This is a genomic window from Streptomyces sp. NPDC001848, assembly GCF_042891915.1.
In the GTDB taxonomy this organism is placed as follows: domain Bacteria; phylum Actinomycetota; class Actinomycetes; order Streptomycetales; family Streptomycetaceae; genus Streptomyces.
In genome coordinates, this window is record NZ_JBIATP010000004.1 from 286,832 (window position 1) to 311,768 (window position 24,937).

Genomic DNA, 24,937 nt, shown 5'->3' on the forward strand with positions numbered 1-24,937 from the left:
CTCAGTTCCTCTCGGTGAACCGGCGGACGGTGCGACCGGGGCCGCGGTTGAGGCGGTCGCCGTCACAAGGCGTACGAGAACCTGATGCGGTCCTCACCCGGGCCGTCCCAGTCCTTCCAGACCGGCAGCTCCGTCGCCGCGTCCCCGGAGCTCGCCTCCTCGTCCAGCGGGACGGGCCGGAAACCCACCGACAGATGGAAGCGCTGGGACCGGGTGTTCACGGGCGAGACCACGGCGGTGACGGTCCGGCAGTCACGCTCGCCGGCGAGGGCGAAGAACCGCTCGTACAGGGCTCTGCCGAGCCCGGACCGCCGGTGCTCCGGGGAGACCGCGATGAAGTGCGTGTGGGCTTCCCCCGGCTCCGAGGGCGAGACGATGCCGACCAGGAATCCGACGGTCTCTCCGCTCCCACCGACCGCCGCCAGGCTGGTCGCGTGGAAGTGGCGCAGGAAGAGCCGCGGGAGCATGTGGAAGATCGGTCGCCCCCACCAGTCGTCGACTCGGCGGATCAGTCCGGGGTAGTCGCTCTCGCGGAGTTCACGGATACGTACGGCCGTCACCAGCTTTTCCTTCCTGGAGTGTGTCCTCACGCGTGCGGGTCATCACTCCGGCGGGTCCGCAGGGCGTGGAACTCGCCGTCCGCGAAGAGCAGTTGCGGTGCCTGGTCCCGCGACGCGCAGTCCGTGACCGAGCCGATGACGATGGTGTGGTCTCCCGCATCGATGAGTTGCACCGTCCGACAGGTGAAATGGCCGATCGTACCGGCAATCCGTATGCCACCGGTCGACGGGGCCTCCGCCGTGTCGACCTCGGTGAAACTGTCCTCTCCGGTCGGCCGGTCCCGGTTCGCGAACCAGCGGGCCAGATCGGCTTGTTCCGCGGCGAGCACGTTGACGACGAAGCCGCCCGAGACCTCGATGAGTTTCCTGATCCGGGCGCTCTGCTGCACGGAGAAGGACACCAGGGGAGGGGAGAGCGACAGCGTGGTGAAGGAGTTCACCGTCATGCCGTGGACGTCCTTTCCCCGCCCGCTGGTCACCACGGTGACCCCGGTGGGTAGACGGCGTGCCACAGCGCGCAGCCTGGTCGCCGTGACCGACTGCTCGTCCGCGAGGTAGGCGTTCAGGAGGATCCCTCCCTGTGCGGTGGAAGCGGGCGCGCGCCGACGAGTACGGCCGCCAGGTGCGAGATTCCCGCGCCGAGCAGGACGAGCGTCTCCGGGTCCCGCCCGGCCGCGTCGGCGGGCTTCGGCTCGCCGAGCCGGTCCGCCAGGTTGATCAGCGGGTCACTGCCCTGGCAGTGCGCGATGCGACCCACCCCGTCCAGGACGATCCGCTCACTGTCGAATCCGACGTCGGTCAGATACATCCGCATCACGTCGCGGGCGAAGTTGCTCGGCAGCACGACCGTCTCGGCCGGCCGCACGGGATGCCGCGCGGACAGCCGGGCGAACAGTTCACGGTAGGCGGTGATACGGGAGAGCAGTTGCCGCTGCGGCGGTACGCTGCCGCGCTCCTGCCCGGCGGTGGCATGGTGCGCCATGGCCAGCACCGGCAGACCCGGTGCGTCGGCCGACACCAGCACGCAGGCCGCTCCGTCGCTGGCGATGGCCGCGCCGCCGGCCACGATGCGGTCCCCGCCGGTGGACAGGTCGGCCAGGTCACCGCTGACCACCATGACGTGGCGGGCGGTGCCGTCGCGGACCAGGGATGCCGCCGTGCCCACGGCGACCATGGCCGTCGCGCAGTCCAGCATGCCGACGGTGGCCACCGTCGCGCCGGTCATACCGGTCTCCTCCAGGAGCTCGGCGACGTCCCGGTGGGCGGTGCGGTCGTGCGGCAGGGAGTCGGTGACCAGCAGCACCGTGTCGATCTCGCTGCCCGATACCTGCGACTCGGCCAGGCAGCGCTGGACACAGGCGGCCATCAGCTCCACCACCGGCGCCTCCGACCAACGGTAGGTGACGAACCCCGCGGCGGGTGAGGTCAGATCGGCGGCGGTCGCGGGCGCGGCGAGCAGCTCCGGCAGCTCGCAGACGGGTTCGGCGTGTTCCCCGAGTTCATACGCCGGAGCGCACAGGCGTGGTGTGATCACCGGCCGGCCTCCTCGGCGGCCGCTTCGGCGAGGGCCGTGAACCGCTCGGCCAGGCGGTGCACGGTGGCCGCGTCGTGGAGATCGGTGTCGTACTCCAGCCAGCCCGACGCTCCGTCCGCGTCGGGGTAGACGGCGAGTGTCAGGTCGTAGCGGGCCACGCCCTTGTCCAGGTCCGCGGTGGTCACCTCGGCCCCCTGGATGGTCCGGGTGGCCTCGCCGAGGTTGTCGAAGACGAAGACCACGTCGAACAGCGGATGGGTGCCCGGCACCCGGCGCGGGGCCTCGATCAGCTCGCCGGGGTACGCGGAGTGCCGCAGCCCTGACCGGGTGACCGCGTTGACGGCCCGGACCCGGGAGGCGTGTGTGCCGTCACCGGGATCGCGCAGCCGTACCGGAAGGACGTTGAGGAGGTACCCGACGGACTGCTCGGTGCCCGGCCGGTCCCGGCCGGCGACGAACGTGCCCAGCAGCACGTCCTGCGACGCGCCCCATTCGGCGATCGCCGCCCAGGCGACGGCGAGCCATGCCGCGTAGGTGGAGGCGGCGGCCTGCCGGGCGGACGCGGCGAGCCCTCGGGCGACGGCTCCCGGAAGGGCGAAGGCGACCCGGCCTCCGGGGCGCCGCGAGGGCGCCCTTCGGGGCCGGTCGGTGGGCAACGGCGGGGGCGCGTCGGCGACTTCGCCGGCCCAGTGCTCGCCGGCCGCCCGCCCGGCGGCACTCGCCACCCAGGCGGCCTGTTCGTGGGCGAACCGGCTGAAGGGCAGCGCCGCCGGCGGGGCGCTGCCGTCCTCGCGGGCGAGTTCGTCCAGCAGGAGCTCGAAGGACCACGCGTCGAAGACCAGGTTGTGCACGACCACCAGCACCCACGCCTCCTCGGGCGAGGCGCCCTCGGCCAGGACCACCCGCAGCAGCGGGCCGCGTGCCAGATCGAACGGCTCGTGCGCCAGCTCCTTCGCCGCCGCATGGGCCTGCGCCTCGTCGGCGAACCGGGTGCGGGTCAGCGCCGGTGGCAGCCGCGGGTGCACCACCGGGCGGACGCCGTCGTCCGTCGCCTCGAAGGTGGTGCGCAGCGCTTCATGGGTGTCGGCGAAACCACGTACACGGTCCGCCAGCACATCGAGATCGACCCGTGCGCCCGTCAGGTGCACGGCCTGACAGACCACGTCGACGGGCCGGCCCCCCGTGTCGTGGTGGGCCTGCCACAGCCGCAGCTGGCCAGGGGTCAGCCGTTCCTGGGGACGCCGCTGCTGCCGGACCTTGGCGAGCAGGCGGGCGCGCGCCTCGGGGGTCAGGGCCGCGAGCCGGGTGGCGAGGTCGGCGGGCAGGGACGACGTCATGCGTAGCGCCTCCGGAGCTCGTTGAGCTGGCCGAGGCTCTGCACGACGAGGCTCTCGTCGACGCCGAAGTCGATCAGGCAGGCGATCTCGGTGACCCCCATGCCCTTGAACCGGTCGACCACGGCCACGCAGGAGTCGGGGGTACCGAGCAGCGCGCCCTTCTCGAAGTACTTGTCGAAGGCGAACTTGATCAGCTGCTCCTGGTCGCCCTCCGACATGTCGCGGACCCCGGCCCCCGGTGCCAGGTTCTTCTTCTGCGAGTCGATGACGGTGAGGAACGAGCGCAGGTACTCGGTGAACGGCGGCCAGACGATGTCGCGCACCTCGTCGAGGTCGGTGCCGATGAAGGTGTGCAGCATCAGCGTGACCTTCGCGTCCTCCGGGTCGTGCCCGTAGGCGTCGAGGGTCTTGTAGTAGAGGGCGAGTTTCTCCTCCAACTCCTCGTTGGTCATGTCGATGAGGCCGGTCAGCACGTTGCAGCCGAGGCGGCCGGCCGTCTCGAAGGTGTCCGCGCTCTTGGTGCAGGTGAGCCAGATCGGAAGCTCGGGCTGGACCGGCTGGGGGTGAAGCTCGATCTCGACATGGTTGCCGAGGCCGTCCTGGACCGAGACCGGGGCGCCCTCCCAGAGTTCGCGGATCGTTTCCACGGCCTCGAAGGTGCGGCGCCGCCGGTCCTCCCAGCCGGACGGGTTGATGCTGAAGTCGACCGGGCTGAAGCCGGTGGCCAGCGCGAGTCCGGCGCGTCCCTGGGAGAGGTTGTCCACCACCGCCCATTCCTCGGCCACCCTGATCGGGCTGTGCAGCGGCAGGATGACGCTGCCGGCCCGGATCTGCAGTCGCTGCGTCGCCGTGGCCAGGGCGGCTCCGAGGACGGACGGGTTGGGGTACAGGCCGCCGAAGCGGTGGAAGTGCCGTTCGGGCGTCCAGATCGCGGTGAAGCCGTTCTCGTCGGCGTACTTGGCGGCGTCGAAGACGAACCGGTACTTGTTCTTCTCGTCGCCGGAGAAGAAGATCAGGCTGAAGTCCACAAGTCAGCGCTCCTCGTGCTGGGATTCCTGGGCCTCATCGGCGAGCAGCCGTTCGGCGTCCTCCGGGGCGAGCGCCGCGAGCTCCGCCGCGAGCGCCTCGATCTCGTCGCTGTCACCGGCCTGACCGGCCTGACCGCTCTGCTCGGCCTCCTCGCGGGCGTCCAGCCGCTGCTGGACGAGTCCGGCGAGGGCGACGGGCGTCGCCTCGACGAGTACGTCGGCCAGCGGCACCTCGACGGAGTACAACTCACGGACGTTCGACAGCAGCCGCACGATGAGCAGCGAGTCACCGCCGAACTCGAAGATGTCGCCGTCCGCCGGCATCTCCGTGTCGCCCAGCGCGTCCCGGACCATCCGGAGCACCTGCTCGGTCAGGTCCGTGGTGCCGCCGGTGCCGAGCCCCTCGGTGATCGCTGTGGTACCGGCCGACGGCTGGACGAGCCGCTCGTCGCGCACCCACTGGTCCAGCCGGTGGCCGATGTCCCAGGTGGAGACCGCCACATGGGAGACGTCACGCAGGGTCAGCAGCCGTCGGATGGCCTCCAGTCCCTCGTCGGGCTGGATCGCCTTGTCGTCCATGCTCCGGCCGATCGCGGAGATCGCCCGCTTCTCGTCCTGGTGGTGCTGCCAGACGTCCCACGCGGCGCTGATCCACACGGTGCGGTCCAGGCCGCGGTTGGCGCGTTCGGCGGCGGCGTCCATGAAGTGGTTCGCCGCGCCGTAGGCCAGCAGCCGCAGGCCGCCGAGGACCCCGGCGAGCGAGGACAGCATCAGGCAGAAGTCGACCGGGCGGTCCGCGAGGACCTTCTCGAGGGCGATCTGGCCGTGCGCCTTGGGCACGAAGTGCCACTGGCACTGCTCCACGCTCGCGCTGGTGACGGCGCGGTCCCACCGCTCGCCGGGCAGGCCCGCGGCGTGGATGACGCCGTGCAGCGCGCCGAAGTGCTCCTCGACCCGCTCCACCGCGGCCCCCAACGCGTCGGCGTCGGCCACGTCCGCGTGCACCAGGAAAGGCTCGGCGCCCAGGGCCTCCAGCTCCCTGAGCCGGGTGATCCGCAGTGCGGTCTCGTCATCGGCCTCATGGCTGCTCAGCCACGCGTCCCAGGTGTCGCGCTCCGGCAGCGCCTCCCGGGTGAGGAGCGCCAGGCGTGCCCGTGTCTCGTCGTGCAGCCATCGGGCGATGGTGGAGCCGATCTCGCCGAGACCCCCGGTGATGAGGTACACGCCCTCCTCCCGCAGCCGTGAGCGCGCGTCGGCGGACCAGTCGGCGCGCACGGGCTCCAGGTCGGCGATCCAGCGGCCGGCCCCCCGGAGGGTGACCGCGAGCTCCGGGCGCCGCACGGTGGCGAGTTCGGCGGCGAGGGTACGCAGTGACCGCTCGTCGACGACCGCGGGAAGGTCGAAGTGGCGTGCGCCGATGTTGCCGTGCTCCTGACCGATGACACGGGCGGCGACCGAGAGCGAGACCAGCTCGGCCGCGGGTTCGGGTTCGGCGGGGCTGACCGCGTAGGCTCCCGCGCTGATCAGGTCGAGCTGCACGGGCCGGGTGACATTGTGTTCGCTGAGGGCCTTCACCAGGGCGATGAGGCTGTAGAGCCCGTTGCGCTGGGCCTGCTCGAAGCGTTGAATGCCGCGCTCGGCGGGCAGGGCCGCAGTGGACCAGGCGTGCACCACCCGTCCGGGCAGCCGGTCCTCGGCGAGCAGCTCGCCGACCAGTCGGCTGTGGTCCTCCTCGGAATCGGGCCGCACCGTGAAGGCGGACCCGTCGCGAGCGTACTCCTCGCCCGCGACGACCGTGAGCACCTCACCGGTGAAGGCGAGGCCGGCCAGGCGGGCGGCGGTGCCGCCGGCGTCGGCGAAGAGCAGGACGGGATCGGCGAGCTGTGCCGGTTCGGTGTCGAGCGTGCCGACGGCCGGTCGCCACACAGGGGTGGAGAACCACTCGTCCAGCGGCAGTTTGCGCACCGCCGAGGTGCCGCTGCCGGTGAGGACACCCGAACCTGGCTCGATCCAGTAACGGGTGCCTTCGAACGGGTAGGTGGGCAGCGGTGCCTTGCGGCGCCCGCGTCCCGCGTAGTAGCCCGGCCAGTCGGGCGTCAGCCCCACCGCCCACAGCCGCCCCAACGCGGCGTTGACCGCGGTGACATCGGCGTCCGGGTCCTTGCCGCGGGCCGCCGAGGTGACGACCGGGACACCGGTCTCCCGATCCGGGTGACGGCGGGTGAAGGTCGCCAGCGTGTGGCCCGGACCCACCTCCACGAAGACCTGGTTGCCCTCGGCCAGCACGGTCGCCACGCCGTCCGCGAAACGTACGGTGTCCCGCAGGTGCGCGCCCCAGTACGCCGGGTCGGTCGCCTCCTCGTCGCGGATCCAGGTGCCCGACCTGTTGGAGACGAACGGGATCCTCGGGCGGTGCAGCTCGACCTGGCGCACGAGTTCGGTCAGCGGTTCCACGGCCGCGTCCATCATCGCGGAGTGGAAGGCGTGGGAGGTGGCGACCTTGCGGTGCGGGACGCCGTCGGCGGTGAGCTTGGCGGTCAGCGCCCGCATCGTCTCCCGGGTGCCGGCGACGGTGCAGACCGCGGGCTCGTTCACGGCCGCCAGATCGACTCCCTCGGCCATGTAGGAGGCCAGCTCCTCCGGGCTGGTCATGACGGCCGTCATGACACCGGCGGGCAGTTCCTCCACCAGGCGGCCCCGCTCGGCGACCACCCGCAGCGCATCGGGCAGCGCGAACACGCCTGCCAGGGTGGCCGCGACGTACTCGCCGATGCTGTGGCCGATGAGCGAGGAGGGCTGGATGCCCCACGCCATCCACTGCCGGGCCAGCGCGAACTCCGTGGCGAACAGGGCGGGCTGGATCAGGCGGGTGCGGTTGAGGTCGTGCGGCTCGCCCTCGTACCCCCGCAGCCGCGGGTACAGCGCGTCCCTGAGGTCGAACCCGAGGTGGGGCCGCAGCAGCTCGGCGCACTCGTCCAGCGTGCTGCGGAACACCGGAAGGTGCTCGTACCAGCCCTGGCCCATGGCGGGGTACTGGGCGCCCTGGCCGGGCAGCAGGAAGGTGACCGGACGCACGGCGGGCTGGCCGGAGTCACGGTAGACCAACCGCGGGTCGGCGGTGCGCAGGGCGCGTACCGCGCTCGCCCGGTCCGGCGCGGTGACCACGGCCCGGTAGTCGAAGGTGTGGCGGGTGGTGGCCTGGGTGTAGGCGGCGTCGTCCAGGGCGATGTCGCCGAGCGCATCCGGTGCGGCGGGGTCCGGGGCGGTGGCCTCCAGATGGTCGGCCAGCGCGTGGCACGCCTTCTCCAGCGCGGCCGGCGACTTGGCGGAGACCGGCAGCACCACGACCGGCGGAGCGGGGGCGGCCGTGGGAGAGGCCGGCACCGCGGGTGCCTCCTCCAGCACCACGTGCGCGGTGGTACCGCCCATCCCGGTCGAGGTGACGGCGCAGCGCAGCGGTCCCTCGCCGGCCTGCCACGGCTCCACGGCCGTGGCCACGCGGAAGCGTCCCGCGTCGGCCTGGCACTCCGGGTTCCACTCGGTGAAGTGCGGTGTCGGCACGAGCGTGCGGTGGTGCAGCATCAGGACGCACTTGATGAGTCCGGCGATGCCGGCGGCCGTGCTCAGATGCCCGATGTTGGCCTTGACCGATCCCACGGTGAGCGGCCCGGCGCGGTCCGCGCCGTACGCCTGGGCGACGGCGGTCAGCTCGATCGGGTCTCCCATTCGGGTGCCGGTGCCGTGTGCCTCCAGGTAGCTCACGGTGGCGGGGTCGACCTCCGCGACACCGAGGGCCTCGGCGAGTACGGCGGCCTGGCCGGTGACGCCCGGCGCGGTGTAGCCGGCGCGGTCGTTGCCGTCGTTGCCCACGGCCGAGCCGCGCAGCACGGCCCAGACGGTGTCGCCCTCGGCCAGTGCGTCCTCCAGCCGCTTGAGCACCACCATGCCCACGCCGTTGCCGAAGATCGTGCCGTCCGCCCCGGCGTCGAAGGGCCGCACGACACCGCTCGCCGAGGTGATGCCGTCGGTCTCGTGCAGGTACCCGGCCTCCTGCGGGAAACGGATTGCCACACCGCCGGCGAGCGCCACATCGCACTCCTGCGCGAGCAGGCTCTGCATCGCGAGGTGCACCGCCACCAGGGACGTGGAGCAGGCGGTCTGCACGGCGATGCTCGGCCCCATGACCTTGAGGTGGTAGGAGGCCCGCGTCGTCAGGTAGTTGGAGTCGTTGCCCATCAGCGTGGCCATGTCCTGCTGCATGCGGTGCAGCGAGCCGTTGTACCCGGCCTCGCCGGTCAGCACGTTGTTCAGCAGGTAGGTGCTGTGCAGCGACCCGCCGAAGACGCCTATGCGGCCCTGGTACACCTCCGAGTCATGGCCGCTGTGTTCCAGCGCCGCCCAGGCCGATTGCAGGAAGAGGCGCAGCTGCGGGTCCATCCGTTCGGCTTCCCGCGCGCTGAGGAAGAAGAACGACGCGTCGAACTTGTCGACGTCGTCGAGCACCGCGGCCCTGCGGACGTACCGGGGGTGCGCGAGCATCTCCTCCGGCACGCCGGCGGCGCGCAGTCGTTCCTCGTCGAGGTCCGAGATGTGATCGGTCCCCGCGAGCAGGTTGCGCCAGTACTCATGGTGGTCACGGGCGCCCGGGAAGCGGCAGTCCAGACCGACGACGGCGATCCGTCCGGCCGCGGAGGCATCTTCCTGAAGTCGTTCAGTCACGTACGTCTCCTGAGGCGGTGTTCCAGCCGTCACCCGAGAGCGGGACGATGGCGGTGTTCGGATTACGGGTCAGAGCGCGGACCGCGGACCGGCGGGCCGCGTGTGCGGCACGGCGGCGCGCTCCTCGGGCCGTTCCTTCCGGCGGTTCTCCGCCACCGCCGTCGGCCCGTGACGTCGGTGAGGTGTCGAGCAAGCGGGCCAGCGAGCGAATGGTCGGTGCCCGGTACAGATCCGTCATCCGCAGCGAGGGGGCCAGGGTGCGGGTGAGCCGCTCGTGTACGGCGACCATCCGCAGCGACGTCCCGCCCAGGTCGTAGAAGTTGTCGTCCAGGCCGGGCCGCGCGACCCCCAGCACCTCGCGCCACGCCGCGACGATGGTCTCCTCCACCGTGCCGCCGCCGCGGGTGTCCCGGGCCGCGGTGTCGTGCCGGGCGGCGGCCGGCGGATCGGGCAACGCGGCGCGGTCGATCTTGTGGTTGGGCGTCAGCGGCAGCTCGTCCAGCGGGACGTAGGCGGTCGGTACCGCGTGGTCGGGCAGCGTGCCGCGCAACTGTGAACGCAGCGCGGTGGGTTCGATCCGCGCCCCGTCCCGGCCCACCACATAGGCCGCCAGCTGCCGCTCGCCCAGCCCGTCGGTGAACGGCATCACCACCGCCTCCCGGATCTGGGGAAGCTGCTTGAGCGCGCTTTCCACCTCGCCGGTCTCCACCCGGATGCCCGAGATCTTCACCTGGAAGTCACGGCGCCCGATGAGCAGCAGCGTTCCGTCGTCCAGCCGGCGCGCGAGGTCGCCGGTGCGGTAGGTCCGGCCGTCCGGGGCAGCGCCGGGCGCGAGGTAGCGGCTGGCCACGACGATCTCGCCTTCCCCGGCGCCCACGACGGTGCGCCCCTGAGCGTCCTCCAGACGGACGATGGTCTCGGGCACCGGGTCGCCGAGGGGGAAGACCCCGGTGGGCGGCTGGTAGCTGAGGTCGGCCACCCGCAACAGGGCGCACGAACACTCGGTGGACCCGTACGCCCCGGCGACCTGGCAGCCCGCGTCGAAGTACGTGCGGCACGCCTCCAGGTCGGCCAGGTGCAGGGTGTCCCCGCCGAGGGCGAGCATGCGCAGCGCGGGAAGCCGGATTCCCCGGGTCTCCATGGCACGTACGAGCGCCCGGAAGACGGGAAGCGTCGAGTGGTACACGGTGAGGCGCTCGGCCGCCATCCACTCCAACAGACCGGTGATGCCGAGTGACTTGAGGTCCACCGGATACAGCGCCGCGCCGTTCAGCAGCGCGGAGAAGGTGTCCTGGACCGCCGAGTCCCAGCTGTAGGCGGACTGCAGGGACAGCCGGTCCAGCGGCCCGATCCCCAGCCCGTCGGTCCAGGCCCTGGTGTGGTGCAGCACGTTGCGGTGCAGCTGCGCCACCGCCTTGGGCCGGCCGGTGGAGCCCGAGGTGTACAGCACGTACGCCTCGCCCTCCGCAGCGGCGCGTACGGCGGTCTCGTCGCCCTGGGGAAGCCGCCGCACCAGCTCCGCGTAGTCCAGCACCGGGCAGCCGTCACCGGCCAGCCGTTCGGCCGCCGGCGCGTGTTCGGCGACGGTGATCAGCGCGCGGATGCCCGCATGACCCGCCATGAAGGCGAGGCGCTGCTGCGGGTACGCGGCGTCGAGCGGCACATAGGAGAGCCCGGCGCGCAGGACACCGAGCAGTGCCGCGATCATCTCCGCTCCGTGCGAGAAGAGCAGACCCACGCGCTCCCCGGGGCGCAGTCCCCTGGCCACGAGAGCCGCGCAGACACGGGCGGACCGCTCTTCGGTCTCCCGATAGGTCCAGCGGACCCCGGGGGTGACCACGGCCTCGCGGGCGGGGTGTACGGCGGCCACTTCCAGGAAGCGGTGGGCCAGGCTCCGTGCCGCGTCGGCCGTGGGGAAGGGCCGGTGATCGGTTCGGGTGCTGCTGCCCGCGTTCGTCATGACCGGGTCTCCTCCTGATGTCCGTACGCGAAGACCACGGCGGGATGCGCGGGGCGTTCCCGGAGTTCGGCGTACGCCTCTTGGGCGCGCTCCAGCGGGAGGCGCGACAGGCCCATCCGGTCGGGGCGGACGGCTCCTTCGCCGATCAGGTCCAGGGCTCGTTGCAGGTTCTGGGTGACGGTGCCCTCGCCTTCGGGCGGAGTGACGTCGGTGAGTCCTCGCGCGTAGTCGGGGTCGCGGTAGCCGGCACCGCAGCGGGCCGCATAACGGATGTCCAGATTGCCCAGTTCGACGCTGAACTCGACGTGCGCGGAGAAGCGGCCGACCCCGATCAGCCGTGACCGGCCGGGTGCGCGCCCCGCCCATCGGGAGGCGGCCGCCACGGTGTCGCTCGCCTCCCCGGTGCCGCACAGGAAGACACAACGGCCATCCGGGGGAGGGGGAGTCGTCTCGTCCGCGAAGAACTCCCGCGTCCCGGTCAGCGCGCCCAGTCCGAGCGCTTCGGCGGTCCGGACCCGTTCGGGCCGCAGGTCCAGCACGGTGACCCGGTGCCCGCGGGCGGCGACGATCTGGCCGACCAGCAGTCCGACCATGCCGGCGCCGACCACCGCGGCCTCGTCCCCGGGCCGCAGGACGGCCCGGTCCACGGCGTGGACGGCGGTCGCCGCCAGGTTCGCCACCACCGCGTCCGCCAGATCCATTCCGCCGGGGACGCGTCGGCACAGCCGGTACGGCACCGTGACCACATCGCCGTGGACGGCCTCGCCCCAGCTCATCGCGATCACCCGGTCGCCCACCGCGAACCCGGTCGCCCCGGGGCCGACGGCGTCCACCACACCGGCCGAGCAGTAGCCGAGCGGGAAGTCCTGCCCCGTACCCGCGAAGCGGTCCAGGTAGTGCAGTTCGGTGCCGGGGCTGACCAGGCTGTAGGCCGCCCGGACCCGCAGCTCGCCCCGGCCCGGCGGGCCGACGCGCACCTGCTCGGTGCGCGGCAGGGGGCGACCGCCCGCCAGGAGCCGGCGCGAGGTCAGGTGGGGGTGGTCGGCGACGGAGGTCATTCGTCCTCCCCGCGTTCCCATGCCCGGTCCGTCGTCCCGTCGGGAGCCGCGATCCACCGTTCGTCGGGGACGATCTCCAGCTCCTCGCGATGGCCGGGTATCGGTCCGGCCGGGATGGGCCCGCCGGATCGTTCGTAGGACGCCCGCCGATTGCGTTTGCGCTCCAGCCCCAGGTTGAGGCCCTTCAGTTCCACCGGGCTGACGGCGAGGAAGCCCTGCGCGCCGGCCCCCGCCACCGCCTCGGCCCCGGCCTTGGTGCGCACGAACACCCTGCCGTGCTTGGCCCGTTCACCGTCGCCCGCGCTGGCGGCGAAGATGTTCGGGTCGCCGTCGCTGACGCTCACGTCGGCCAGCCCCGACATCCAGTCCCCGCAGGACAGACAGCGATGTGTCTTGTTCCCGGCGAAGTCCCGCACCGCCTGCCAGAACGCGACCCGGTGGTCCTTGCCGTCATCGGTGCGCACGGAGATCTCACCCGGGTAGGCGCCCTCGCGGTAGCGCAGGCGGACCACCGACTCGACGGGCACCTCGGCCCGCCCCTCTATCACCGCGCGGGTTCCTTCGGGACGGGTGTTGGACGAGCAGGCGGGCTCCATCATGAGCACGACCTGGTCCCGCGCCCACCGTCCCGCCTCGGTGTCCATGGCCTGGAGCTTGCGCATCGCCTGGATGTGGCAGGCGACTCCGGTCAGTGCCACCTTCGCTTCGGGATGCTCGAGCATGGTCTCGCGTAACGCCCCCAAGTAGGGGGCGAGTTGATAGGTGGACTGGGTCGTCTCGATCAGGTCGCCGGGATCGCGCACGATCACCGGTGCGGCACGCCACGGTTCGTCGGGGTCGCGGCCCATCGCCAGCACCACGTCGACGTCCAGTACCACCATGGCCGCCTGGAGCAGCGCCGTCAGGCTGCCCCCGCTCGCGGACGCCTCGAAGACCTCGGCGTCCAACGCGTGGCCCGCGAGGACCTCCGAGAAGATGCCGGTCCACCGCTCCTCGGCGTCGCGGCCCCGGCCGAACAGCCGCTCCTCGGACTGCCGGGTGGCGGGATCGGCACCCGGGCACACCGCGAGGCAGTCGCCGCACGTGCCGCAGTCGGACTCGGTCCAGGCCGGCTCGGTCAGCACCGGCTCCAGGCCGTCGAAGCCGATGACACCGGCTGGGCAGGCCAGCTGGCAGGCCCCGCACACGGTGCACAGATCGGGCTCGAGGACGTCATGTACCAGCTGTTCGAAGCTCATATCGGGGTGGCCTCCGAGCCGTCCGCCTGGGCCACGGCCGCGGCCAGGCTGTCCATCAGGAACCGGTAGTCCCGTTCCTCCAGGAGCGCCGGCGGGACGATCTTCACCGTGGCGCCCTCCGGCCCGCCGCCGAACAGCAGGAGCCGGGCGGCCAGCGCCGCGCTCCGGACGGCCTGGGAGAGCGCCGGGTCGTACGTCCCGTCCCGTACGCAGTCGAAGGCCGCCAGGGCTCCCGCCGTTCGTACCGCGGTCATCCACGGGAAGCGGGCCGCCAGCTTCCCCAGGTCGGTGCCCAGCCGGTCGCCCAGCGACCTCGCGCGGCCGGGCACGTCCTGCTCGACGATCGTGTCCAGCACCGCCGAGGCGGCGGCGCAGCTGAGCGGGCTGCCGGAGAAGGTGGACGTCTGCACGCCGGCCGGGAGGGCGTTGACCACGTCCCGCTCGCCCACGACGGCGCTGACGGGAAACCCGTTGCCCAGGGTCTTGCCCACCAGCGTCAGATCAGGAGTCTCCGCCATCAACTCGGCGGTGAACAGGCGGCCCGCACGCCCGAGTCCGGTGTAGATCTCGTCCAGTACCAGCAGGGCACCCCTGGCGTGGGCCGCTCGGGCGATCTCGTCCAGCAGTGGGGGCGGAACGATCAGGAGGCCCTCGGTGACCTGGATCGGCTCCAGCACGACCGCGGCGGTACCGCCGAACCGGTCGGCGGTGTCCAGCGCCTCGGTCAGTCCCGCCAGTGCGGCGGTGATGCCGTCGGGATCATCGTGGCGCGGCGTGCGCGGGTCGGGCAGCGACGCGGTGACCACCGACCCGGACGGCAGGGCGCTGTACTTCTTGAACTCCGCACGCCAGGTCAGCCCCAGCGCACCGGCGGTCTTGCCGTGGTACGCGTGGGTGAAGCCGACCACCGCCCGGTGACCGGTGGCCGCCCGGGCGATCTTCAACGCGGTCTCGACCGCCTCCGCCCCGGTCACCGCCGGCAGCACGGCAGGCGTCCGGTACGGCGAGAGCTCGCCCAGTCGCCGCACCATGCCGGTCCGCGCCTGCGAACCCAACTTGCATCCGGTGTGCACGAGTTGGTTCAGCTGGGTCGCGGCGGCCGCGACCACCGCGGGGTGCTGGTGGCCCAGCGTCGCCGCGCCGCTGCCCGACGTACCGTCGAACCAGGCGGAGCCGTCCTCGTCGTACAGCCATGGGCCGTCGCCGGCCCGGAAGGCGGGCCCCAGTACCGTACCGGTCGACACTGCCTCTTCCGCGGCTGTTGCCTGCGCGTTGTTCATGTCCTGGGAACCTCGGTGATCGTGGCGCCTACGGCACGCTGTGCGTCGGCGAAGCCGGGGAATGACGTACGGTGGCAGGCACCGCCGAGGACGGTGGTGCGTCCGGGCAGGCTCACGGCCAGGGTGGCGGCCGCCATGGCGATGCGGTGGTCCTCGAAGGCGGGCACCGGACCGCCGGTCAGCGGTGCTCCGCCCATCACCTTCAGACCGTCCCCCGCCACCTCGACGTGCGCACCGAAGGCCGCGGCCATCCGTGCCGTCGTGGTCAGGCGGTCGGTCTCCTTGAACCGCAGCTCCTCGGCGCAGCCGATCCATGAGGTGCCGGGCAGCCGGGCGGCGACGACGGCGAGCAGCGGCACCTCGTCGATCAGGGCGTGGAGGGTGGCCGGGTCGTCGACCCGCACGGCGTGGACGTCCCGCAGACCGCCGCGGACGACGATCGTGCCGACCCGCTCGCCGCTGGAGGCGACCCGCTCGTCCTGGTAGGAGATGGCCGCACCCGCCTGGCGCAGCACCTCGAAGAAGCCGAGGCGGGTGGGGTTGAGACAGACATCCGGCACCCTGAGTTCGCCCGCGTCGCCCCACAGCAGTTGCGCGGCGACGGGATACGCGGCGAGCGACGGGTCGGCGGGCACATCGATGACCTCGGGCACGGTGTACGGACTTCCGTCGTACCGGACGGCGCCCGGCGCCGGCGTCAGCCGGGCACCGAAGGCGGCGAGCATGCGCTCGGTGTGGTCCCGGGAACGCACCGGATGACGCACATCGGCCGGCAGGCCGGCGGCGACCGCGGCGAGGAGCACTCCGGAGCGCGCCTGCGCACTGCCCACGGTCAGCTCCACCGTTTCGGAGCGGTGCACCGTGCCGCGGACCAGCACCGGCAGCCGACCGGGCTCCCCCAGGTACTCGATGTCCGCACCCAGGTGGTTGAGCGGGGTGACGAGCCAGTCCATGGGCCGGTGCCGCAACACGTCGTCCCCGTCCACGACGGCGGCTCGGCCGTTCCCGGCGAGCACTCCGATCAGCAGCCGGGCGGCGGCACTGGAACCGCCGGTGTCCAGGTAGGGGACGTCGTCCGGCCAGTCGGCGACGTCCGGATGGGTGCGCACCGGCTGGGGGACGACCGTGCCGTTCCGCTCCACCACGAGGGTGCCGTCCTCGACGACCGTCTGTGCTCCCAGGGCGTGCATCGCGGGCAGCAAAGCGCGGACCGCGCCGCCGGTGTTGACGTTGCGGATGGTGAGCCGGGAGGGAGCACCCGGGAGCAGGGCGGCCAGCAGAGCGCGATGACTCACCGACTTGTCACCCGGCACCTCGACGGTGAGCGACGCAGTGGCGGGGTGACGTCGGCCGCCGTCCACCACCAGGTCGGCCGACGTCGTCAGGGGCTTGTCGTAGTCCGGTAACTCGTGCACGAGAACACTCCAACGGTGGTTGGCCGTCCGGGTCGGTGGGGGACCGGGGCGGTCGGCGGGCGGGCGGGGTCACCGACGGTCCGCCGGGAGCCCGGCGTGCAGGGCGGTGGGTGTGCTGGTGCCCCAGCCGGGGGCACTAGCGGATCCAGGACGGCAGGCCCACGACATCGAGCACCGCGGCGCTCCAGGTGAACCCGATGCCCATGCCCACGATCAGGACGAGGTCTCCCTCGTGCAGCTCGCCGGCACCGAGCAGGTGGTCGAGGGCGATGAACTGGTCGCTGTTGGAGAGGTGTCCCATGCGACGGCCGTACGTCCACGTCGTGCGCTCCACCGGGATGCCCAGTGGCGCCAGGTACATCTCGTCGAGGAGCTTGTGTCCCAGATTGGAGACGATCACGCGGGCGACGTCGCCCAGTTGGGCACCGGCCTCGGCCAGTGCTTCGCCCACCACGCCCACGACCTGTTCACCGCACCGTCTGCGTGCCTCGGCCGCCGTGAAGTTCCGCAGGAAGGACCGTTTGCGAGGGGCGATGTCGATGGTTCCGCGCCCGCGTGCGGACGGCGCCAGTGGCTCGTCGCCGCGGTGCATCTCCTCCAGCGTCGGGTCGGTTCCGGTGGCCAGGCTCCTGATCCGCGCGAACCCCTGCCGACGGGACACCACGACGGCCGCTGCGCCGTCTCCGAACACCATCCCCTTGTTGGACCGGAACCGGTCGAAGTCGCCGTCGAAGCGATCCGCGCAGGTGACCATGACGGCGTTGTTCCCGGGCAGTTGGAGATGGCCGCGGGCGAGGTCAAGCGCGGCGAGGCCACCGTTGCAGCCCTGTCGGACCTCGATCGCGGGCGCGGAGTTCCCTACGGCGTATCGCTCGACGTACGACGGTGAGGCCCAGAGCTCGGGCCCCTGCCGGTAGATGGTGGCGTGCAGCAGCAGGCTGATGTCGGCCGGCTGGTGGCCCGAGCGGGCCAGCGCCTGCCGGCCGGCCGTGACCGCCATTTCCGGAGCCGAGAGCCGGGACTCGACGGCCACCGACTCGATTCGGTCGTCGGCGTCCCAGTCCGGGTCGTATCGGCCGGCGGCGACCGCCTCGGACACCGGTGAAACCGCCGGCAGATAGCTGCCGATCGCGTCAAGATAGACGTCGCCTGCCCGCATGCTTGGAGATCCCCCTGGACGAATCCGTTCTCAGTGGCCATGACTGATCACTGAGCGTGTGGTCTGCGCGCCGACGTTCCGGTCATGCCGGAGGCACGGGCCGGGGCGAAGGAGAGCGAAGAGATGTCGGCCGGTTCGCCGGCTGCGAAGCGGGCAGGACACGTCGACGTCGTCGGCCTGGCGGCGCGTGGGTACCGCTGCCGCGTGGTCGTCAGTCGAACATGTCGAGTTCGGTCCGGACCATCTGGTCCCGCAGTGGCTGGAAGTTGATCCACGCCATGTCGTCGTTGCCGATCTGCTTCCTGGCCGCCGTGGCGGTCTCGTGGTCGATGTGGACCACGTCGCCGGCGGCCTTCGCCAGGAGTTGCGCCTGGCAGGAGCGCTCCATGGTGATGAACCACCATGCGGCGGCCTCGACGGAACGGCCGACGGTCAGCAGGCCGTGGTTGCGCAGGATCACGGCCTTGTGGCTGCCCAGGGCCTCGGCGATGCGCTTGCCCTCTTCCAGGTCGGTGACCACACCGTTGTAGTCGTCGTAGAGCGCGTGGTCCTCGTAGAACGCGCAGACGTCCTGGGTGAGAGGCTCCAGCTGCTCGCCCAGGGCCGAGAGGGCCTTGCCGTACAGGGAGTGGCTGTGGGCCGCCGCGACGACCTCGGGGCGGGCCCGGTGGATCTGCGAGTGGATGGCGAAGGCGGCCTCGTTGACATGGTAGCGGCCGTCGACCACTTCACCTCGGTCGTTGACGAGAACCAGGTCGCTGATGCGAATGTGCTTGAAGGACATCCCGTACGGATTCACCCAGAAGTGATCCGTGTGTTCGGGATCCCGGGCCGTGATATGCCCGGCCGTGCCTTCCTCGAAGCCGAACTTGCCGAACAGGCGAAAGGCGATGACCAAGCTCTCCTGGCGGTGCCGCCGTTCCTGTACCGGATTTTCGAAGGTCTGCGGCCACCGGAAGTCGAGCTGATCCCGGGGTATGGGCTTGAGGTCGGCAAGACTCATTCTTGTCCCCCGCTTTGAATGAATTAGGTGGAGTGACTCGGTTCACACACCAGAGTCTTCAGCTCCGCACGCGGCAACCAGGGTGCAGCGATTGCCTCGTGAAAGTGTTCCCATACCCGCTGGCGCCTGTCAATGCCTTGATCCATTTCCACGGCTGCCTTGGATCACCACGGCCCGTGCGACGTGCGACAAGTCCGGGCCGAGCTCTATGGCCCACGCGCCGCCGCACAGTTGACGCCAGGACGGCCAGAAATGGACCAGGCAGGTCCGGGTGGTGGCTGTTAGGCTCCCCGGGGCGTCCGAGCGGGTTTTCCCCGGCGCCGCAGGCAATTCACACGTTCTACGGTGCCGGCGATGACCCGGCCCTCGGCCCCGAGGGCCCTCCTCCCTTCGCCTCCGGCGCGGTTGACCGCGCGCCGCGGGACTTCGGGAGCGGGGCGGTGTGTCGACGCAGGCACCGGATGCCGACAGGGGGCTGAATCAGCAGTGTTGACAGCATGACGCCGCGGTTGACCGAACCGGGCGGCAACTGTGCGGTGATCGCGTGACCGGCACGAGCGCGCCTGGGCGGACCATGCTGCCGGAGGCCACCGCGAACCGCTCGGTCTGGCGCTCCCGGGCCGCGCTGGGCACCATTCTGCTGGGCCCCTACCTGGCGATGCTCGACCTGTTCATCGTCAACATCGCGGCGCCGTCGATCGAGACACAGTTGCACGCGAGCTTCGCCGACGTCCAACTGGTCATCAGCGGATACACGGTGGCCTTCGCGATGGTCCTGGTGACCGGCGGGCGGCTCGGCGACATGGCGGGCCGCCGCCGGATGTTCGTGATCGGCACGGCGTGCTTCGCGCTCACCTCGACCGCCTGTGCGCTCGCGCCGTCCGTCGGAGTCCTCATCGCGATGCGGGTGCTCCAGGGACTGAGCGCGGCGCTGATGCTGCCCCAGGTACTGGCGCTCATCCAGACCCTCTACCCGCCGGCCGAGCAGAGACGGATCCTCGGCTTCTACGGCGCCGCCATGAGCTGCGGATCGATCAGCGGCCAAGTACTCGGCGGGCTGTTGATCCACCTCGACGTGGCCGGTCTGCAATGGCGGGCGATCTTCGTCGTCAACCTGCCGTTCGCCCTGGTCGCCCTGGTCGGCGCCGTCCTCCTGCCGAGCGGCGCCGGTGCCGGCCGGCGCGCACCCGTGCGCTTCGACCCCGTGGGGACGCTGCTGCTGTCGGGTGCGGTTCCGCTGTTGCTGTGCCCGCTGGTCTTCGGCGCGCAGTACGGCTGGCCGGTGTGGGTGTGGCCGGCGCTGGGCTGCTCGGCCCTGGTGTTCGCGCTGTTCTTCCGGTGGGAGTCGGGCCTGTCCGGTGACGGGTCGGCCGCGCTGCTGCCGATGCGGCTCTTCCGGCTCCCCGGGTTCGCGGGCGGACTGCCCACCGTGATCGCCTTCTACTGCGGTCAGACCGGGTTCTACCTGGTGCTCGCCTTCTACCTGCAGGATGGGATCCGCCTGTCGCCACTCACGGCCGGCATCGACTTCCTCCCCCTGGGGGTGGTCTTCGCGACGGCGTCCTTGCTGTCCCGTGCGCTGGTCGACCGATTCGGACACAGGGTGCTGCTCGGCGGCGTAGCCACCATCGTGGCCGGGCTGTTGCTGATCCTGCTCGGTGTCGGCGACGGCAGCCATCTCGGCCAGGCCCTGCGGATGCAGCCGGGGCTGGTGCTCTGCGGACTCGGCCAAGGGCTCGTGCTGCCTTCGCTGCTCGGCATCAGCCTGCGGGGCGTACCCGCCGACCAGGTCGGTGCCGCGTCCGGAGCGGTACTGATGACCTCTCAGGTCGCCGGGGCGCTGGGAGTGGCCGGGGTGGGTGCGGTCTTCCGCTCCGCCCTGGGCAGCCAGGCGTACGCATCGGCCTTCGAGGCCGGTGTCATCGCACTGGTCGTGATCGAGGTGGCGAGCTTCCTGCTGCTGGCACGGCTCGGCCGCAGGACCCGGGGCGGCGTCGCACCGGCACGCTGACCCGTCATGCGGCGACGGCCGCCAAACCCTCGAATTCAAAAGAACCGGTAAATTAAGATGTTGACGAAGGGATTACCTCGTTGCCGGGGGTGAGGATCAAGTGAAATCCCGCGCGCCGGACGTCCGAAAAGTTCGAGCCATCTTGGCCCGCGATGCGCTGTTGTCGATGCTGGGGCAATGTGCTGTTCGCGTCCAACCGGTCGGCCTTCTCCGGTTCTTGACGCTGGTCAGCACGGGGATTGAGGAATACTGGCCGGATCCCGCGATAAATCTGGATCACCGCCGGGGATACTGAGGTATCGTTCCGGGTGACCAGAACATCGCTCCGCCGAACGGTCCCTGGAGGCGGTACCGGTCCTACCCGGAAAAGGTGAGGGACCTCCGATTCTTGCCGCGGTGGCCGGTTCCTGCCGCGGCCCGGAATCGAGTGACATTGCAACTCGGCAGGTGTGACGGTGGGCCGAGTTTCCAAACGGGGGTGTGATACATGTCCAAGCTGCTGGCCGACCATATCCTTGGTCACTCCATACGTACTCCGCGGGCTCCGGCACTGTTATGCGGCGGCGCCACGGTCACCTATGCCGAGCTGGCCGGCCTGGTCCGGCGAGCCATCCCCGATCCGGGCACCCTGGAGGTCGCGGCCGCCCCCATCGGACTGCGGGCCACCAAGACACCGGCCTCGATCGCCACGGTCATCGCCGCTCACACCGTCGGCCGGCCGGTGTTCCTGCCGTCGCCCGAACTCGGCGGCGACGCCCTGGCCGAGTTGTCCCGGCGGGCCGGATGCGCCGTTCCCCCGGCGGAGGCCGACGGCGCGGCGAGCGATCATTCCGGCGCACCGGTGCCCGGCCCCGGCCCGGCTGCCGGTCTCCCGGCGGACACCAGTTTCCTTCTCACCACCTCGGGGTCGACCGGCCTGCCCAAGCTCGTGCCGCTCGGTGGCGGCGCGGTGGACCGGTTCACCGCCTGGGCGGCCGAGCGGTTCGGGATCGGACCGGGCACCCGGGTCCTCAGTTTCGCGCCCCTGAACTTCGACCTGAGCCTGCTGGACGTCTGGGCCACCCTCCGACGAGGAGGCTGCGTGGTCCTCGTCGACCCGGAACGGGCCGCCAACCCCCGCTACCTGGCGTCGCTGCTCTCCGACACCCGGCCCCATGTGGTCCAGGCCGTGCCCATGTTCTTCCGGCTGCTCGCCGAGGGCGCCGGCCCCGGGGATGGTTTCGCCGGAGTCCGGCACGTCCTGCTGACGGGCGACCACGCCTCCCGCACGCTGCGCCGAAGGGTCGCCGAGATGTTCCCCGACGCGCGCTTCCACAACGTCTACGGGTGCACGGAGACCAACGACAGCATGCTGTACTCGTGCACCGGCGAGGAAGTCGCCGAGCGCGAGGTGCTGCCGCTGGGGCGGCCGCTGCCGGGCGTGCGGGTGTCGCTGCGGGACGGGGAGGACACCGTGGACGGCCCCGGTGTCGGCGAACTTGTCGTCTCGACGCCGTTCCAGGCCGACGGCTACCTCGGCCAGGAGGCGGAAGGAGGAAGGTTTTTCCGCACCCATTCGGGCGCCGATGCCCGCACCTGGTTCCGCACCGGTGATCTGGTGCGCCGCTCACCCGACGGAGAGCTGACCCTGGTCGGCCGGACCGACTTCCAGGTCAAGGTCGCCGGGGTACGCATCAACCCGGAAGAGGTCGAGCGGGTCATCCTGAGCCACCGGATGGTGCGCGACGCCGCGGTCGTCGCGGTGCCCGATCCCCTGGCCGGAACACGTCTGTGCGCGCTCGTACGGCCGCACCCCGGCACTTCCCTCACCGCGTTGAAGCTGCTGGCGCACTGCTCCGCCCGGCTGGTGCGGCCGGCCCTGCCCACCGTACGCGTGACGCAGGACCCACTGCCGGTCGGCCCGACGGGAAAGCCGGACCGAAGCCGTATCCGGGACGCCTTCAGCAGCGCCCCCGGAACCCGCCCGACGCCCTGACCGGTGCCGGACCGCGACGGGTCCCGGACATCGGACCGTATCCGAGCCCGGTGTCCCGCCCCCCGTTCATCCCTGTCATCCACCTCGTGTCCCCCACGCATGCCGCTCGCCCACCCCGGAGGTTTCCGTATGAGTCTTGAGCGCGAGATCGCCGAACACATCCTGTCGACGTATCTGCCCGGTACCAGCGTTGACGAGCTGGACCCGTCCCTGGACCTCTTCGAGAGCGGCGTGGTGAGCAGCCTGCAGCTGCTCGAGCTCATCGAATGGCTCCGCAGCCGCTACGGAATTCCCGTCGAGGAGCTGGAGATGTCTCCGCGTTCGTTCCGCTCCGTGGCGGCGATACGGGAGTTCGTGGAAAACGCCCAGAAGGTTTCCTGATCAAAGTTAGGCGGACAAAGCGGAGATGATAATCAAGAAGAAGGACGAAGTGAAGACGGTCGACTGGGGAAATGGTCTCAGCTACCGCTTCCTTCTGGCGGACGACCGGATGGGGTTCACCTTCTGCCACACCGTGGTCCGGGCCGGCACCAAGTCCCGGCTGGAGTACCGCAGGCATCTGGAGGCCTGCTACTGCATCGCGGGCCAGGGCTGGGTCTCCACGGCCGACGGCGCCACCACACACGAACTGCGTCCGGGCGTTCTCTACGCGCTCGACGACCACGACCCGCACTTCCTGATCGCCGCACCGGACGCCGACATGGAGCTGATCAGCGTCTTCAACCCGCCGCTCCAGGGCGATGAGCGGCACACCCTGGACGACACCGCGTTCTCGCAGTACTGAGAGGGAGCCGTGAACCGGTGGAGCGATGAGCAGAAGTCGTTACGGGCGGCAGCGCAGCAGGCCGGCGAGATCGCCGGCGCCGATCACCTGGAGCGCGACGCCGCCGGCGACTTCGCCTGGGACGGCTGGGCGCGACTGCGCGACATCGGCCTGTTCGGAGCACCGTTCGATGCCGAGTGGGACGGGCTGGGGCTGGACCTGCCGACCACCATGTACGTCCTCGAGGGGCTGGGGTACGGGTGCCGCGACGCCGGCCTGACCTTCTCGGCCGTCTCGCACATCGTCAGTACCGGCGTTCCCCTGCACCGATTCGGGTCGCCGGACCTGAAGAAGCGCTACCTGCCCGGCGTCTGCGCCGGCTCGCTGATCGGGGCGCACGCGATCACGGAGCCGGAAGGCGGATCCGACGTTCTCGGCATGCGCACCACGGCGGTGGCTGACGGCGACGGATTCGTCCTCAAGGGCAGCAAGTCGTTCGTGACCAACGGGCCGATCGCCGACCTGGTCGTCGTGTACGCCCGCACGGGAGCGGCGGGCGCCCTGGACGGGATCACCGCGTTCCTCGTGCCGAAGGAAACCCGCGGCTTCGCCGTCGGAAAACCGACCGGCAAGATGGGACTGCGGACCTCGCCCACCTCCGAGGTGTTCCTCGACGACGTCCGGGTGCCCCGCTCACACGTACTGGGGGCGATCGGTTCGGGATTCCTCGTCCTGGACGAGGTGATGAAGTGGGAGATCCTGTGCGGCTTCGCCGGGACCCTCGGTGAGATGCAGCACCGGCTGGAACGCTGCGTCGAACAGGCCCGCAGCCGGATCCAGTTCGGTGTGAACATCGGCTCGAACCAGTCCGTCTCGCACCGGATCGTCGATATGCGGGTGGACGTCGAGACCTCCCGGAAGTGGCTGTACGACACCGCGGAGAAACTGGCCGCCAAGCAGGGGGTGGCCACCGACCTGGCCATCACCAAACTCGTGGTGAGCGAGGCGAACGTACGGTCCGCACTGGCCGCGGTGCAGATTTTCGGAGCCGCCGGTTACAGCACGGAATTCGGCATCGAGAAAGAACTGCGGAACGCGGTCTCCGGCACCATCTACTCGGGCACCTCGGAAATGCAACGGCAGCGCCTGGCCTCGTTCATGGGCCTGCACAGAGCCTCGGCGGCACACGGTGGTTAGAGGAGTGGACACATGACGGAGAGCCGAGAAGCGACCCTGAGGCCGACGGAGTTCCTCGACCACCGGTCGCCGGTGGTCCGCGCGTTCGTCGCCGACGCCCTCGCGGGAACCGGTGCGGGCACCGACGTGGACAAGGCGGTGGCGCTGTACTACGCGGTCCGGGACGGCATCCGCTACGACGTCTACGAAGCCGACATGTCCCGCCGGGGACTGACGGCCAGCGGCGTCATCGAGCGGGGCTCCGGATTCTGCGTCCACAAGTCCATCGTGTACGCGGCCGCGCTGCGCGCCGTGGGCATCCCGAGCCGGCTCGTGTACGCGGACGTCCGCAACCACCTCGCCTCGCCGCGACTGCGCGACCTGATGGGCGGCGACGTCTTCCGCTTCCACAGCCTCACGTCGGTCCGCGTCGACGGAACCTGGATCAAGGCGACACCGGTCTTCAACAAACTGCTCTGCAGGCTCTACGGCATCAAGCCGCTCGACTTCGACGGCCGCACGGACAGCCTGTACCACCCCTACGACGAGCAAGGGCGACGGCACATGGAATTCCTCGCCCAGCGCGGCGAGTTCGACGACTTCCCCTATTCCCTGGTCACCGACGGCATCAGGCAGGCGCATCCGCTGTTCTTCGCGAGCACGGATCGGACGGCTGCCGGTTCGCTCGTCGCGGAGGCCGCCTCAGCGGAGGAATCCTGAC

Annotated in this window: 19 protein-coding genes; 6 read left to right on the top strand and 13 right to left on the bottom strand. The window is 71.0% G+C overall.

The genetic code is table 11. The features are described from left to right. Positions 1–62: 62 nt before the first annotated feature. The 13 genes from ACFYZJ_RS10310 to ACFYZJ_RS10370 form a co-directional block, all read right to left on the bottom strand. Positions 63–560 (bottom strand): GNAT family N-acetyltransferase, encoded by a 498-nt coding sequence (locus tag ACFYZJ_RS10310; RefSeq protein WP_388565169.1) that lies wholly within the window; start codon positions 558–560, stop codon positions 63–65. Positions 561–586: 26 nt separating this feature from the next. Further along, positions 587–1,072 (bottom strand): flavin reductase family protein, encoded by a 486-nt coding sequence (locus tag ACFYZJ_RS10315; RefSeq protein WP_388565172.1) that lies wholly within the window; start codon positions 1,070–1,072, stop codon positions 587–589. Between the two features lie 50 nt (positions 1,073–1,122). Continuing rightward, entirely contained in the window at positions 1,123–2,094 is a 972-nt protein-coding gene (locus tag ACFYZJ_RS10320; protein ID WP_388565175.1) for an acyl carrier protein, read from the bottom strand. Beyond that, on the bottom strand, positions 2,091–3,431 hold the full coding sequence (locus ACFYZJ_RS10325) for a condensation domain-containing protein (RefSeq protein WP_388565178.1): 1,341 nt from the start codon (positions 3,429–3,431) through the stop codon (positions 2,091–2,093). The genes ACFYZJ_RS10320 and ACFYZJ_RS10325 overlap by 4 nt, the downstream gene beginning before the upstream one ends. Further along, positions 3,428–4,459 (bottom strand): MupA/Atu3671 family FMN-dependent luciferase-like monooxygenase, encoded by a 1,032-nt coding sequence (locus ACFYZJ_RS10330; protein WP_388565181.1) that lies wholly within the window; start codon positions 4,457–4,459, stop codon positions 3,428–3,430. Before ACFYZJ_RS10330 ends, ACFYZJ_RS10325 begins: the two co-directional genes overlap by 4 nt. A 3-nt stretch (positions 4,460–4,462) precedes the next feature. Beyond that, positions 4,463–9,178, bottom strand: a complete 4,716-nt coding sequence (locus ACFYZJ_RS10335; RefSeq protein ID WP_388565183.1) for a beta-ketoacyl synthase N-terminal-like domain-containing protein — start codon at positions 9,176–9,178, stop codon at positions 4,463–4,465. Beyond that, entirely contained in the window at positions 9,171–11,138 is a 1,968-nt protein-coding gene (locus ACFYZJ_RS10340; RefSeq protein WP_388565185.1) for a non-ribosomal peptide synthetase, read from the bottom strand. The genes ACFYZJ_RS10335 and ACFYZJ_RS10340 overlap by 8 nt, the downstream gene beginning before the upstream one ends. Beyond that, positions 11,135–12,196, bottom strand: a complete 1,062-nt coding sequence (locus tag ACFYZJ_RS10345) for an alcohol dehydrogenase catalytic domain-containing protein (protein ID WP_388565187.1) — start codon at positions 12,194–12,196, stop codon at positions 11,135–11,137. Before ACFYZJ_RS10345 ends, ACFYZJ_RS10340 begins: the two co-directional genes overlap by 4 nt. Next, entirely contained in the window at positions 12,193–13,434 is a 1,242-nt protein-coding gene (locus ACFYZJ_RS10350) for a Coenzyme F420 hydrogenase/dehydrogenase, beta subunit C-terminal domain (RefSeq protein WP_388565189.1), read from the bottom strand. The genes ACFYZJ_RS10345 and ACFYZJ_RS10350 overlap by 4 nt, the downstream gene beginning before the upstream one ends. Beyond that, entirely contained in the window at positions 13,431–14,714 is a 1,284-nt protein-coding gene (locus tag ACFYZJ_RS10355) for an aminotransferase class III-fold pyridoxal phosphate-dependent enzyme (RefSeq protein WP_388565192.1), read from the bottom strand. The genes ACFYZJ_RS10350 and ACFYZJ_RS10355 overlap by 4 nt, the downstream gene beginning before the upstream one ends. Then, the gene (locus ACFYZJ_RS10360; protein WP_388565194.1) at positions 14,711–16,129 is read right to left on the bottom strand and encodes a 3-phosphoshikimate 1-carboxyvinyltransferase; all 1,419 of its coding nucleotides are present in this window, start codon (positions 16,127–16,129) and stop codon (positions 14,711–14,713) included. Before ACFYZJ_RS10360 ends, ACFYZJ_RS10355 begins: the two co-directional genes overlap by 4 nt. 136 nt (positions 16,130–16,265) lie before the next feature. Next, entirely contained in the window at positions 16,266–17,288 is a 1,023-nt protein-coding gene (locus ACFYZJ_RS10365; RefSeq protein WP_388565196.1) for a ketoacyl-ACP synthase III family protein, read from the bottom strand. 211 nt (positions 17,289–17,499) lie between these two features. Then, entirely contained in the window at positions 17,500–18,291 is a 792-nt protein-coding gene (locus ACFYZJ_RS10370) for a class II aldolase/adducin family protein (protein ID WP_388565200.1), read from the bottom strand. 544 nt (positions 18,292–18,835) lie between these two features. On the opposite strand from ACFYZJ_RS10370, the gene ACFYZJ_RS10375 reads away from it, so the two are divergent. The 6 genes from ACFYZJ_RS10375 (at position 18,836) to ACFYZJ_RS10400 (ending at position 24,936) form a co-directional block, all read left to right on the top strand. After that, positions 18,836–20,302 (top strand): MFS transporter, encoded by a 1,467-nt coding sequence (locus ACFYZJ_RS10375; protein ID WP_388565202.1) that lies wholly within the window; start codon positions 18,836–18,838, stop codon positions 20,300–20,302. A 487-nt stretch (positions 20,303–20,789) separates the two neighbouring features. After that, positions 20,790–22,277, top strand: a complete 1,488-nt coding sequence (locus ACFYZJ_RS10380) for an AMP-binding protein (RefSeq protein ID WP_388565204.1) — start codon at positions 20,790–20,792, stop codon at positions 22,275–22,277. 129 nt (positions 22,278–22,406) lie between these two features. Continuing rightward, a complete protein-coding gene (locus tag ACFYZJ_RS10385; RefSeq protein ID WP_388565207.1) occupies positions 22,407–22,658 on the top strand; it encodes an acyl carrier protein in 252 nt (83 codons plus the stop codon). 25 nt (positions 22,659–22,683) lie between these two features. Beyond that, complete coding sequence (locus tag ACFYZJ_RS10390) at positions 22,684–23,061, top strand: ectoine synthase (protein ID WP_388565209.1); 378 nt, start codon at positions 22,684–22,686, stop codon at positions 23,059–23,061. Positions 23,062–23,070: 9 nt separating this feature from the next. Continuing rightward, a complete protein-coding gene (locus ACFYZJ_RS10395) occupies positions 23,071–24,237 on the top strand; it encodes an acyl-CoA dehydrogenase family protein (RefSeq protein ID WP_388565212.1) in 1,167 nt (388 codons plus the stop codon). A gap of 12 nt (positions 24,238–24,249) precedes the next feature. After that, the gene (locus tag ACFYZJ_RS10400) at positions 24,250–24,936 is read left to right on the top strand and encodes a transglutaminase family protein (protein WP_388565215.1); all 687 of its coding nucleotides are present in this window, start codon (positions 24,250–24,252) and stop codon (positions 24,934–24,936) included. Position 24,937 lies beyond the last annotated feature (1 nt).